The sequence below is a fragment of the Flavobacterium urumqiense genome (assembly GCF_900108015.1).
In the GTDB taxonomy this organism is placed as follows: domain Bacteria; phylum Bacteroidota; class Bacteroidia; order Flavobacteriales; family Flavobacteriaceae; genus Flavobacterium; species Flavobacterium urumqiense.
In genome coordinates, this window is sequence record NZ_FNVP01000010.1 from 101,177 (window position 1) to 113,331 (window position 12,155).

Sequence of the window (12,155 nt, forward strand, 5' to 3'; positions counted from 1 at the left end):
AGTAAATAATAATTATTGGTAATCATTAAAAAACAATTAAAAAGATTCAGGAAAAATTAATTGACATGTTAAATACACGCATCGAAATTAACAATGACAGAACTGATTGCTAAGTTAGTATCTCGAGATCTTTTAATTTATAAATCTCAGTTTTTTAAATAGTAAAAATGGTAGATTGCCTTGCAATATATTTATATCTTTTTCAATGCAAAAAAGTAAATAAAATTAATAATTTACAGAATTATTTAAATTTATAATTTTGACAGAACATTTATTTCAATTATAAATTAAAAGAGAATAGGGGTCTATTTTATTTCATTTTTCAACGAAGAACGTTTTCTTTGATGTTGTTCATTCGCCATAATTATTGAATGTGATTCTTCAACTGATAAATCTTTTTTTGCCAACAAAGCTAAATGTTCATAGAATTTTTGAAGTACTTTCAAATCATCTTCACCAATGTCTTCAATTGCTACTAGTCTGTTACTGGCAAATTTTTGAGCTGTTATAAGCTCATTTAATTTTAAATGAAGTGCAATAGAATCTTTGTTTTGGCTTCGTTGAATGAGGAAAACCATCAAAAAAGTAATAATCGTGGTACCAGTATTTATTATTAATTGCCAAGTGTCGGAATAATTAAATATTGGCCCAGTTAAAAGCCATATAATTATTACTGAAAAAGCAATTAAGAAAGCTGCGGAACTTCCAGAAGCTTTTGTAACTATTGAGGACATTTTTTCGAAAGCATTTGGCCCTTTTTCTGTTTTTTTTTTTCATAAAAATTTTAGTTGATTTGACGGTATTAAAAAATTAAAAAACATCTTAGTAATAAGGTGTGCTATCGATTTTATATTAATAAAAGTAGTAAAAAAAATTTGATATTAATTATGACATTCACAGATAGTATTAAAATTAGATTTCATGCTTTTGAATAGTTTTTGTTTTTTTACATACAAAAAAGCTGTCTTTTCAGACAGCCTCTTCAAACCCAAACCAAAAAAACTCAACTTACTTATTATCTATAAAGTTTTCAATTCTAATCTTCGACCAAAATCTTTGTGTTTCATATCTTAGATTAGATTTGTCGACTATAATGTGCTTTTTAATTTATCATTAATACGTCGAGAAAACTCTCCTTTTTGTGTAATATAATTTGGAAAAAATACTTTATTTATACAATTTCAGTACTTATAGTTTCATGCGATGTTTCTAAATCTACTTTTTTAAAGCCAATTTCTGTCGTTTGTTTATCTTCTTCGACAGGCCTTAAGGAGCTAATTCTACCAACTCTGCAATTGCTTTTAGAAATGGGTTCTAATTTTTTTTCTACTATTTCCATCTTATATTAAATTTAATAGGACTTTAAATTAGCTTAAATATCTTCTTAGTACCCATGCCATTGTCTCATGTTGCTCCATTAATCCAGTCATAAAATCCGCTGTCCCAGCATCTTTATTTTCATTCGCACATGCATCAATATCTTTTCGCAATTGGACAATTAGTGTTTCATGATCATCTAATAATTCTTTTTTCATTTCTTTTTGAGAAGGATAATGATTTGGCGATTCTTTTATAATGGTCAGTTCAGAAAATTCTTTCATTGTACCTATAGTTTTTCCTCCAAGTTTGCTAATACGTTCAGCAATTTCATCAATCGATTCTTCCAATTGTTTGTATTGGCCTTCAAACAATTTGTGAAGTTCCATAAAATTCTCGCCAGCGACATTCCAATGAAATTTTCTTAATTTAACATACAATGTCATTTCATTCGCTAAAACAGAGGAAAGGAATGTGTTGCTTTTTTGTAAATGAATGTCTGTAATTCCAATTTGTGGTTTCATAATTCTTTGTTTTTATTTTGTTCTATTTTTATAAATATTTTAGGCTTTAACAATCATTTTGCCCATATTCTCGCCTTTAAATAATCCTAACAATGCTTTAGGTAATTGGTCAAAACCATTTTCGATTGTTTCAGTAAATTTTATTTTTCCATCTTTTACCCACTCGGCTAAATGCTTAAAACCCTCGGGAAACTCGTTCTGAAAATTACTTACGATAAAGCCTTGCATCAGCACACTTCTGGTTAGTAACATTGGTTGTAAACGAGGCCCCACAGGTATTTCAGTACTGTTGTATAACGCAATCTGTCCGCATAATGCGATTCTGGCATTAAAATTTATATTTGCAATAACGGCATCAGAGATTTCACCGCCAACATTATCGAAATAAATGTCTACACCTTTTGGACACAAAGCTGCAATTGCTTGTTTCATGTCCTTTGTGGTTTTGTAATTGATGGTTTCATCAAAACCGAATTCCGTTTTTAACGATTTCGTTTTCTCATCAGAACCTGCAATTCCAATAACCCGGCATCCTTGAATTTTTGCTATTTGTCCTACTACAACTCCTACAGCTCCGGCAGCTCCTGATATGACGACAGTCTCTCCTGATTTTGGTTTACAAATATTCATTAATCCAAAATAAGCAGTAAGTCCGGTCATTCCTAAAACACCCAGATAATAACTCACTGGTGCAACAGAAGTATCAATTTTTTTTAAATTTTTTTCTGAAGCAATATCTTTTTCTTTCCAGGGTAACATTCCTAAAACGATATCCCCCGTTTTTAATTTATCAGATTTACTTTCCAAAACTTTTGCAATTACACCACCTTGTATGGGCTGATCAATATCGAAAGGGGGAGTGTATGATTTGGTATCATTCATTCGACCTCGCATATAAGGATCAACTGAATAATAAATTCCTTCCAATAAAACTTCTCCATCTTTAATTTGAGCCACATCGACAGTTTCTAATCTAAAATTGTCAAGAGTAGGAGACCCTTTTGGTCTCGATGCTAATACTATTTGTTTTGTCTTCATCACTTATTAACTTTTAAATTCTAAAAAGGGTCAGAAAGACCGCTTACGCGAATGAGTTTCTTATTTACAAATTCTTGAATTCCCAATTCAGACAATTCTCTGCCGTAACCGGAGCCTTTAGTTCCCCCAAAAGGTAAATCTGATTGTGTCCATGTCGGATGATTAATGAAAACCATTCCTGCATCAATTTTGTCAGCAACACGTTTTCCTCTTTCTATATCTTGGGTAAATACGGAACAGCCTAACCCAAAACTGGAATCATTTGCTAAATCGATTGCTTCCTGTTCATCTTTGACACGATAAAAAGAAGCTACCGGGCCAAATAATTCTTCGTAATAAGCTGGTATATTTGGATTTAGATCCGTAAGAATTGTAGGTTGCATAAAAGCACCTTCACGATCAGACCGTGTACCGCCTAATAACACTTTTGCACCTGCATCGACCGACTTTTTTACCTGATCTGCTATATGTACAGCAGCTGCCTCGCTGCTCAATGGACCAAGCTCGGTTTTGGAATTCATTGGATCACCAATAACTAAGTTGGATAATTTTTCTTTGAATTTTTTAATAAATTCATCAGCAATAGCTTCAACAGCAATAAATCTTTTAGATGCGATACAGCACTCTCCATTGTTATTAATTCTGCCAATGACTCCCCATTCTACAGCTTTATCAATATTCGCATCGTCAAGTATGATAAAAGCATCACTACCGCCTAATTCTAAAACAGATTTTTTTAAATTTTTCCCCGCTTCTGTTGCTATACTTGCACCTGCTTCTTCACTACCTGTTAGTGATACTCCTTTAATTCTTTTATCAGCCACTAAAGCGGAAGCTCTTTTACCTGAAATTAAAAGGTTTGTATAAAGGCCAGCAGGGGCTCCCGCTTCTATAAACAATTCTTCGATGGCAATAGCACATTGTGGTACCATCGAGGCATGCTTTACTAAAACGGTATTTCCTACCATAATATTTGGAGCTGCAAAACGCGCCACTTGATAAAATGGAAAATTCCAAGGTTCTATACCTAAAATTATACCTATTGGACTAAAACGTATGTATGCGCTGCCAAATTCTGGTTTCAAATGCTTATCCGCCAAAAAATCAGCAGAATTGTTTGCATAATAATCAAAAATATCAGCACTTAATAAAATTTCACCTTCTGCTTGAGCGATTAATTTTCCCATTTCTAAAGTAATTATTTTAGCAAGTGATTCTTTTTTATCACGCATTAATTTAGCCACTTTACGCAATAATTTGGCACGTTCTGGATAGCCTGTTTTTTTCCATTCTTTAAATGTTTTTTCAGATTTTTCAAGTAATGTATCAACAACTTTATCTGTCATTTCTTCAAATGATTTGACAACTTTATTAGTATATGGATTAACAGTTTGAATGGACATAATTAATAATTTTAAATAATTAATTTTAATTTTTTTTTTCTAAAGGTTTAATTAACCCATACATCGCTTCATATTTTGAAACTATATCGGATTCACCTATTGAAGAAAAAATACCTTCCAAACGCTTAATATGTTCTTTTGTAAATTCATAATGTGTAGTAAGTGAATCAACTAAATCTTTAGTCGCCGCCTTTTTAATCATTATGGGTATAGATATAAGTAGTGCTTTTTCTGCAAAATAAATTTCTTTAAGTTCATCCACAAAAATATTGCGGCAACCTTCTTTTCTTTCAGATGTTAATAACTCTGAATTTCCTTTACCTTCTTGTGGATTTCTATTTTTATTAGTTTTGGTGGCGGTACTTTTCATAAGTTTATATTTAATTATACTCTAAATCTACTAATGTAAATTTCAGAGTTATTGCGAATTAATGCTTTATACAATTTTATAAATGAGTTACAACTTTCACACATTTTATAATAGAATTAAGGGTTGATTTATCTTCTGCCCTAAACCAAATGAGATCCGCGCGGAGATCTTTTCCAATGTCCTTTTATATTCGAGACGCCAATGATTTAGTCCTGCCCAATAACAATCTCTATACCTATAAGCTCTGTCTCTATCACTCCAAATCCGTCTTCCCTCATTCCAAATAAAATCATACACCGGCCAAGTTGATCTTACAATATCGATGTATGGGGGTTCTTAATCAAAGTAACCAGCGGAGTATAAATTAAATAATAAAGAAAATGCTGCTAAAACTTTAAAAAAAAAATGAACTTTTTCATATCCTTGATTTTAAAAAATTAGACTATTTAAGTCTTATAATTCCACTTTAATATTTAAGGATAATCCTTAAAAAATTATGAAAATCTATTTTTTGATCGTTTATTTCGCTGAAGTTTTTGAAGCTTACCCAATTAATAAGATTAAAAAATAGGAATAGGACTGCAGACTTTACTTACTGGTTTTATAAAATATATTTAATATTTTTTGATATAAACCTTTAAATAAAACAGTGTCTTAAAATTAATAATTTTACCAATATTTTTAGTTAAAAATGATATAAAAAATTGGTATTCAATTATTTAGTAGTGATAAATGAATTTTTAAAAATAAAATAAGAATGTGTAGAAATTAGCTAATTTTAATTTTTTGTATGAACTACAAATGAAGTAGAATTAATTATAAGTTTACTTCGTTTTCTAAAGGTAGTCCTTTCTCAAAATCCGTAAAGTTTTTTAAGGTAGTAATGGCAATTTGATCTAACGCTTCTTTTGTAAAAAATCCTTGATGAGGTGTAATCAAAACATTATGAAATGCCATTAATCTTTCTATTAAATCATCTTGTATAATACTTTCAGACAAGTCTTTAAAGAACAATTTTTCTTCTTGCTCGTAAACGTCAATTCCTAAATATCCCAATTGTCCATTTTTTAATGCATCGATAGCATCTGATGTTTTGATTAATGCTCCACGACTTGTATTGATAAGCATAGCTCCATTTTTTATTTTGGAAAAAGTGGCGCTGTCAAAGAGATATTTTGTGTCATCATTCAGTGGGCAATGAAGGGAGATAATATCTGAGTTTATAAATAATTCATTTAAGGTTTTGTATTCGACACCTTTTTCTTTGAGCTTTTCAGATTCATCAATATCAAAGGCAATAACTTTGCATCCAAAACCTAACATTATTTGGCAAAAAGTAGCTCCTATTTTTCCGGTGCCTATGACGCCAACAGTCTTATTGTAAAGATTGAATCCAATGAGGTTTTCCAGTGAAAAATTACTCTCTCGCACTCTATTGTATACCTTATGCGTTTTTCTATTTAAGGTTAGAATTAATGCTACGGCATGTTCTGCAACTGCTTGAGGGGAATAAGCAGGAACTCTCATTATTTTTATGTTTTTGTTTTTTGCGGCTTCAAGATCTACATTATTAAAACCTGCACTTCTTAAAACAATGAGTTTAACACCTATCTTAGAAAGCTTGTCAATAGTTATTGCGTCGATTTTGTCATTTACAAATACGCAAACCGCTTTAAATCCTAATGCTAAATTTGTTGTATCCGCATTTAAAGGAGCTTCAAAATAAATTAGTTCGTGCTCGTTATTAGTATTGAATTTATCTAAAAATTCACGATCATGGGGTTTCGTGCTGAATAAGGCTATTTTCATTCTTACATTCTGAATTTTTTATCCGTTGTCTTCGTCTAAATCATTGTGATTGTCTCCACCAGTGCTGTAATAATTATTTTCTTCGTCTTCACTGCCTATATCTTCTTGCAGATTATCTAATTCCGAACCTGGAATATCCAAGTCATCTCCGCTCATATCTTCATCAAAATTTTTTTCATTAGACCTTCCAATTTGATCTACTTCAATCGCCTCTTTCATTTTGGAAATATTCTCTGGATCTATATCGCTTTCTTTGTGATTTTTGTTATAGATATCCTCACTGGAAGGGTAGATTTGATGGTCAGGAAAATTGTCTTCATTTTCCAAATTTAATTCTTTTTTAAGCGGTTTCGAAGTGTTTACTTTCTTTTTCATTTTTTTAGTATTTAAAAGATTAAGCTGTAGTATAAAAAAACAATATTACAAAATTAAGTGTAGGAGTTGCATTACTAACGTTTTATAAATAATTTTTAAAAAAAACAAAGCGCATAACTATTTGATAGATAAATACTTAGCGCTGTTTTAATTAAGTTTTAAAAAATATAAAATGGATTGAACTTAGACATTTAAGAAAATAAAAAAACAAAAAATTGCTTTCATTATTTGAAAATATCAAAACGATATTATTTAAAACAAATATAATAGTTACTATATTTCAAGGAGAAATAGAATTAGAAACCAATTTTTATGATTCGTCCTTTGTCGTACGAACCAGACTAATGCCTGATATAAAGAATACTATACCAAGTACACCATAAATTATAAGTGATTTTATATCCTGTGTTTCACCCGAAGTACTGGAAAATACTATTGCAGTGTAGATTAGACCACCTATTCCGAGAGCGGTAAGTAATGCGCCAAAGATTCTCTTTAGATTCATAATTTTCTTTTTTAGATTTGTTAGAATAAATTTATTTAATTTGATGCTTTCAACAATTAATGAATTTTAAAATAAACAGTAAAAATTCGTTAAAATCTTTTTAACAGCATCAAAATTACATTGCAAATATATTTTGATAAAGTCTAAAAATTATTACATAATTGTTAATAAAACTTATATCATTCACACTTAAAAAAGTTGATTTCAGTAAAATTTTAACATACTGAAAGAATACTAATTAAAAAAAATATGCAGATAAAACATAGTGTTTAAGCTGCATATTTTTTAAAAAACTATTAGTTGATTAAACCATCAAATCACGTAAATTTTTGATTTCATCGTGGTTTGCTTTTATAGATGAATGTTGTTCTTTTATCATCATCAGTTGTTCTGGGGTTAGATCTTCACTATGGTTTAACGCGTCGTTATAAGTCTCCACCGCAACATCTTCGCCATACTCACAGGAATTGATTATAGCTTTTCTATCGCTACCGGTAACTGCTGATTTTATATCCATCCATACTCTAAAGAATTTACCAGATGTAGTAGTTCCTTCGGTAGGTTTTCCACCTAATCTGTTTACTTCAGCAACAAGTTCCTGTTTACATTTTAGACTGGTTTCAGTAAAATGAGAAAACAATGTTTTTAAGTCTGTTTCATCAGCCTCTTTTGAAGCAGTTTCATATCCCTCAATTCTATCGTTGTTGATTTGAATAAGGGAATTTAATATTTCAATTGATTTTTCAGTATTCATCTTTTTTGTATTTAATTGGCGAATTAATTTTCACAATACAAAGTTCAGTTAAATCTACACTACTATTTTTATACAATTACTTGAAATTTTTGCAACATTTACATATTATTAAGTAATTGATATACAGTATTTAAAATTTCTTAGATTGTGGAAATTTTTAATTTCTTTTTAGGTGGTTTTAAAATTAAATTCACAACTATTAAACAATAAATAAATTGGCTATTGCGACCGTTTCCTCAGTTGTTAACGGCTCGTCAAATGATTCTGTTCCTGCGTCAACACCAAATAATGCTGCGGTATTATAGCCAGCCTGGTTAGTATTTTCCTCCCCATTATATACAGGTTGGGCCTGAACCGGTAAACCGCCACGATCATTGCGAATAATCCATCCTTTTTGACCGCGTAATCGTCTTACTTCAGAGGCATGACGCGCTTCGACAGAATGGATCTGCAAGGCTGCAGTCAGCAAATCTGGCGTTGAAATTAAATTTACAGCTTGTCCTTTATATGCTCGTACGCCAGTATCTTCAAAACCTTGTGCCAATGCCAAAAACGTCGCATAATCAGTAAATGGCTGAAAAATTCCACCAACTGTAAAGTCAAATGTCGGTTTTGCAACAACATTTGGACTTCCAGGGCCACCTAATGCGTTTATTAAGAAGGTAACATGATCTGTTTCATGGTCTGATATTTGCATAAAAACTTTTTCATCTCTTCCGCCTGTAGGGATCACACCCGACTGTAGTCCTAAAAGATAATATTCTTTTTCAAGGTATTCTAATGTCAGAGCAAGTTGTAAAGCACCAGTTGGTGTGCTTGGCGTTGGGCTGATATCTGCAGCATAGGCAGAATTTGTAAATGTTGACAATCCAAATGGAATAGAAGCCAAAGCTAAATTTTTCCCCAACTGGCCAAATTGTCCAAAACTTTCTCTTCTTGAGCCTTTACTTTGCATTAAACTTTCATTAGCAAAAGACTCTATAAATTTTAATATGTTCATAATTTCTATTTTTAAATGTTGAATGTTAATTGTTTACGGTAAGTATAATGCAGTGAAAGGAGTTGTAATAAATCCATCAGCAATGGCGAGGACTTCAGAAGGATTTTTCTTAACATCCAGACCAGTTGTAGGATCTACCACATCATCCCCGGCAAAATCTTTGGAATTGGGATTAATTAAACTTCTGATTGCAGAAGCATGTCTCGCTTCAACCGAAACTATTTTCCCTGCTAATAACAAATATGTAGGATTTGAAATTAATCTTCCCGCACCATTGTACGCCGCAACTCCAGTATCTTCTAATGCTTTAGCTGTAGCTAAAACCTGACTGCGACTACTAAAATTTAAACCTCCATAATCAAAGGCTAAGTCAGGAAGTAATTGTTTTTTTGGATTTGGAAGCGCTGTGCTCAAAGTTGCTTTAAAGAATTCTCGGTGTATTACTTCATGATTATACAAATCAACCAGCACCTGCTGATCTTCTGCTGTAAAACTTGATGTAAAACCACTAGCATTTACGACTTTAGTGTAAAAATCGGCCTCTAATTGTTCTAGAGCATAAGCGTAGGTCAATATTCCTAAATCATTTCCTCCTAAATCAAATACACCATTTTTTACTCCAGGGAAATGACCGCCACCAAATTTGGATATTAAACCGTTTTGATCAGGGCTTGACATGATTTCGTCATCTTTTGTACAGCCAGCTAATAGTAAGCCTGTGCCCATAAGAGTGAGTCCGCTGATTTTGAGGAATTTCCTCCTGTCTGTGAAGGCAGGGTCTACTTTTTGAATTTTAACTACATTTTTCATAATTTAAACAATTAAAAGGTTAACAATAAAATTAATTAATCATGCAGTAGGTGTTTTAGTTTTGGGAAGAGTAATAAAACTTAAATAATTAAAAAACCTTAATACGCTAGAATATAATTAGTTATGTAAGTTTAAATTTATGCGATTTAGTACTAATTTACAATTCGTTTATTTTTCATCTGTTTTTTTCATATTCTTCATTACTTCCTCTTTAGTCAATCCAGTAGTATTTATATCAGCATCTGCAGTGTTTTCCTGTACTGCAAATGTTAGTTTTTGCATGTACAGTGGATTACCTCCATTCATCTTTTCTTTTACAATATCTCCATATGCTTTTCGTGCCTCCTCAACAGATTTTTTACCCATAATTATATCATTAGCCAAATTTAACGCTAAGAAATTATTTCCTTCTTTATCGCAACGTGCACTCAGAGTTCCTTGAGTACGGTCAAAAGTTACACTTCCATCGAATTTACTAAGCTCGTCCATTATATCCATCGGCACTTTATAATGAATGGTGGTTTGCATCATATCGGTATGTTCAATTGGAAAACTGTGTTTACTTTCTTTTTTATCAATGCAGATTTTTTTCCAAACACCTTTTTTCAACCAAATTAGCTCGTTATTCGTGATACCATCGGGTTTACCGTACTTGTCCGTGATTTCTTTTACCGCCATACGCGAAGCTTCTGGCCAGTTTTTTAAATCGGGCATCATCATTGCATTTTTAGACTTAGACATTTTATTGTCTTGTGCTGATAAATTTCCTAATCCTGATAAGAGAATTAGCAAAAAAATTGCTACTTTGTTTTTCATCTTTTCTATTTTTAAATTGTTTATAAATGCTATTTTAAAATCTTGTATACTTTGATTTTTAATTTTATCTGAAGTAGGTATATAATTTCTTGTACTGATTAATAAATATATTATTATGCAGTGAAGAGGTTACTTTATAACTTATAATAATTCTCCAATTTTTATATAAAAGGAGTACCTCAACGCGATAATTTTGTATACTTATTCTTTTACTAAGCTCGATCTGGGGTTTTCAAGCGTTTTTTATTCTATTCAAAAATCAGTTCATCGTCCGACAGGCGTTTAAATTTCAAATAAACTTATTTTTAGCTTACTTCAATTTTCACTTAACTGCTGAATTTTTTTTTGAAGATTAAAATTACGAAAATAATAATATACTTATGTATTTGATTGTCAATATATTAATAAAAATTTAACTAACGTTCAACGTTATGTATACGCGATTTTAGATGGACTATTTTTTCAAGAAAAAAAATAGTCCGCCGCTTATTGGGACTACCTCAAAATAAAAGATATCATTTTAAGGCAAGATTAATTATAAGTTGTTCTTTTGTTAATATTCTGTCCCGAAGTAGTTTACTATTTTGCAGGCATTCTTTTATTTTACTTTGGTTTTTAGTAAATGTTTGTTGATTAATAAAAACCCCACAAATAGATCGGTTCGAGTTTATGGGATGTGTAAAAATAATATTTTATAATGCTGACTTGCACGTTGTCAAAGCGAATCATGGCTTGATAACCCACTGAAATCAGTTTGATTCATTAAAATAATCTAAATGTGATTATTTTGCACCATCTTAAAACGTACAACAGTATTATCTAGTTAGCGTATTATCATACAAGATCTTTTTTTAACATGGCAGTACATACATCTTAAAAAAAATAACTATTTAAAAAAAAATACCCACAACGTTTTAGAAACGCTGCAGGATCATAAATGGTAATGAATACAGCTACTGAAATACTCTGACTCAGTTAACAGCATTTGAAATCAGAACAGGAAAAGGGAAAAAAAAAGGCTACCCGATTCGGGAGGGCACTGAAAAAGTCTTTTTAAGAATTACTTGTTAATAAAAAGGAGTAGAAAACTATAGTTTTCTACTCCTTTTTTCGTATTTTTAACTGTAACCATAAGGCTTTTTAGATGTTAGTACAGCAACAAAAAATTCAGTTCAGTCCGTATTCTTCATTATATGATTTAATCGTTCCCCAGGATAATTTGCTAAGGAAAATCAATGATTTGATCGATTTTTCATTTATCTACGATGAGTTGTTAAATAAATACTGTACAAATAATGGTCGAACAGCGGAAAGTCCTGTGCGTATGTACAAGTATTTACTTCTAAAAACAATTTATACCGTTTCAGATGTTGATGTAGTGGAGCGCTCCCGTTTTGATATGTCTTTTAAGTATTTTTTGGAAATGGCACCAGA

At 31.2% G+C, this 12,155-nt stretch carries 13 protein-coding genes; 1 reads left to right on the forward strand and 12 read right to left on the reverse strand.

Features of this window, described 5'->3' with window-relative positions:
* Positions 1–305: 305 nt before the first annotated feature.
* The 12 genes from C4S35_RS12425 to C4S35_RS12480 form a co-directional block, all read right to left on the reverse strand.
* Positions 306–734 (reverse strand): low affinity iron permease family protein, encoded by a 429-nt coding sequence (locus tag C4S35_RS12425; RefSeq protein WP_104000475.1) that lies wholly within the window; start codon positions 732–734, stop codon positions 306–308.
* 437 nt (positions 735–1,171) lie between these two features.
* On the reverse strand, positions 1,172–1,339 hold the full coding sequence (locus C4S35_RS15650; protein ID WP_159916747.1) for a hypothetical protein: 168 nt from the start codon (positions 1,337–1,339) through the stop codon (positions 1,172–1,174).
* A gap of 28 nt (positions 1,340–1,367) precedes the next feature.
* Positions 1,368–1,841, reverse strand: coding sequence for a Dps family protein (locus tag C4S35_RS12430; protein ID WP_104000476.1), 474 nt, complete (start codon positions 1,839–1,841; stop codon positions 1,368–1,370).
* A gap of 39 nt (positions 1,842–1,880) precedes the next feature.
* Complete coding sequence (locus C4S35_RS12435) at positions 1,881–2,879, reverse strand: NADP-dependent oxidoreductase (protein WP_104000477.1); 999 nt, start codon at positions 2,877–2,879, stop codon at positions 1,881–1,883.
* Positions 2,880–2,899: 20 nt separating this feature from the next.
* Entirely contained in the window at positions 2,900–4,282 is a 1,383-nt protein-coding gene (locus C4S35_RS12440; RefSeq protein WP_104000478.1) for an NAD-dependent succinate-semialdehyde dehydrogenase, read from the reverse strand.
* Positions 4,283–4,307: 25 nt separating this feature from the next.
* Positions 4,308–4,652 carry a DUF892 family protein gene (locus C4S35_RS12445; RefSeq protein WP_104000479.1) on the reverse strand — a complete coding sequence of 115 codons (345 nt, stop codon included), beginning with the start codon at positions 4,650–4,652 and terminating at the stop codon, positions 4,308–4,310.
* An 816-nt stretch (positions 4,653–5,468) separates the two neighbouring features.
* Positions 5,469–6,461 carry a 2-hydroxyacid dehydrogenase gene (locus C4S35_RS12450; RefSeq protein WP_104000480.1) on the reverse strand — a complete coding sequence of 331 codons (993 nt, stop codon included), beginning with the start codon at positions 6,459–6,461 and terminating at the stop codon, positions 5,469–5,471.
* A gap of 18 nt (positions 6,462–6,479) precedes the next feature.
* Positions 6,480–6,836, reverse strand: a complete 357-nt coding sequence (locus tag C4S35_RS12455; RefSeq protein WP_104000481.1) for a hypothetical protein — start codon at positions 6,834–6,836, stop codon at positions 6,480–6,482.
* A gap of 809 nt (positions 6,837–7,645) precedes the next feature.
* Positions 7,646–8,095, reverse strand: coding sequence for a ferritin-like domain-containing protein (locus C4S35_RS12465; protein ID WP_104000483.1), 450 nt, complete (start codon positions 8,093–8,095; stop codon positions 7,646–7,648).
* A 199-nt stretch (positions 8,096–8,294) separates the two neighbouring features.
* A complete protein-coding gene (locus C4S35_RS12470; RefSeq protein ID WP_104000484.1) occupies positions 8,295–9,095 on the reverse strand; it encodes a ferritin-like domain-containing protein in 801 nt (266 codons plus the stop codon).
* A gap of 33 nt (positions 9,096–9,128) precedes the next feature.
* The gene (locus C4S35_RS12475; protein ID WP_104000485.1) at positions 9,129–9,905 is read right to left on the reverse strand and encodes a ferritin-like domain-containing protein; all 777 of its coding nucleotides are present in this window, start codon (positions 9,903–9,905) and stop codon (positions 9,129–9,131) included.
* Between the two features lie 168 nt (positions 9,906–10,073).
* Positions 10,074–10,721: a hypothetical protein gene (locus C4S35_RS12480; protein ID WP_104000486.1), complete on the reverse strand. Its 648-nt coding sequence runs from the start codon at positions 10,719–10,721 to the stop codon at positions 10,074–10,076.
* Positions 10,722–11,865: 1,144 nt separating this feature from the next.
* On the opposite strand from C4S35_RS12480, the gene C4S35_RS12485 reads away from it, so the two are divergent.
* Positions 11,866–12,155 (forward strand): transposase (locus C4S35_RS12485; RefSeq protein ID WP_146059543.1); only part of this gene is annotated, 290 nt, incomplete at its 3' end.

Excerpts from the sequence above, each read along its gene's own strand:
- C4S35_RS12425 (WP_104000475.1), bottom strand. The coding sequence starts at position 734 with ATGTCCTCAATAGTTACAAAAGCTTCTGGAAGTTCCGCAGCTTTCTTA.
- C4S35_RS15650 (WP_159916747.1), bottom strand. The coding sequence starts at position 1,339 with ATGGAAATAGTAGAAAAAAAATTAGAACCCATTTCTAAAAGCAATTGC.
- C4S35_RS12430 (WP_104000476.1), bottom strand. The coding sequence starts at position 1,841 with ATGAAACCACAAATTGGAATTACAGACATTCATTTACAAAAAAGCAAC.
- C4S35_RS12435 (WP_104000477.1), bottom strand. The coding sequence starts at position 2,879 with ATGAAGACAAAACAAATAGTATTAGCATCGAGACCAAAAGGGTCTCCT.
- C4S35_RS12440 (WP_104000478.1), bottom strand. The coding sequence starts at position 4,282 with ATGTCCATTCAAACTGTTAATCCATATACTAATAAAGTTGTCAAATCA.
- C4S35_RS12445 (WP_104000479.1), bottom strand. The coding sequence starts at position 4,652 with ATGAAAAGTACCGCCACCAAAACTAATAAAAATAGAAATCCACAAGAA.
- C4S35_RS12450 (WP_104000480.1), bottom strand. The coding sequence starts at position 6,461 with ATGAAAATAGCCTTATTCAGCACGAAACCCCATGATCGTGAATTTTTA.
- C4S35_RS12455 (WP_104000481.1), bottom strand. The coding sequence starts at position 6,836 with ATGAAAAAGAAAGTAAACACTTCGAAACCGCTTAAAAAAGAATTAAAT.
- C4S35_RS12465 (WP_104000483.1), bottom strand. The coding sequence starts at position 8,095 with ATGAATACTGAAAAATCAATTGAAATATTAAATTCCCTTATTCAAATC.
- C4S35_RS12470 (WP_104000484.1), bottom strand. The coding sequence starts at position 9,095 with ATGAACATATTAAAATTTATAGAGTCTTTTGCTAATGAAAGTTTAATG.
- C4S35_RS12475 (WP_104000485.1), bottom strand. The coding sequence starts at position 9,905 with ATGAAAAATGTAGTTAAAATTCAAAAAGTAGACCCTGCCTTCACAGAC.
- C4S35_RS12480 (WP_104000486.1), bottom strand. The coding sequence starts at position 10,721 with ATGAAAAACAAAGTAGCAATTTTTTTGCTAATTCTCTTATCAGGATTA.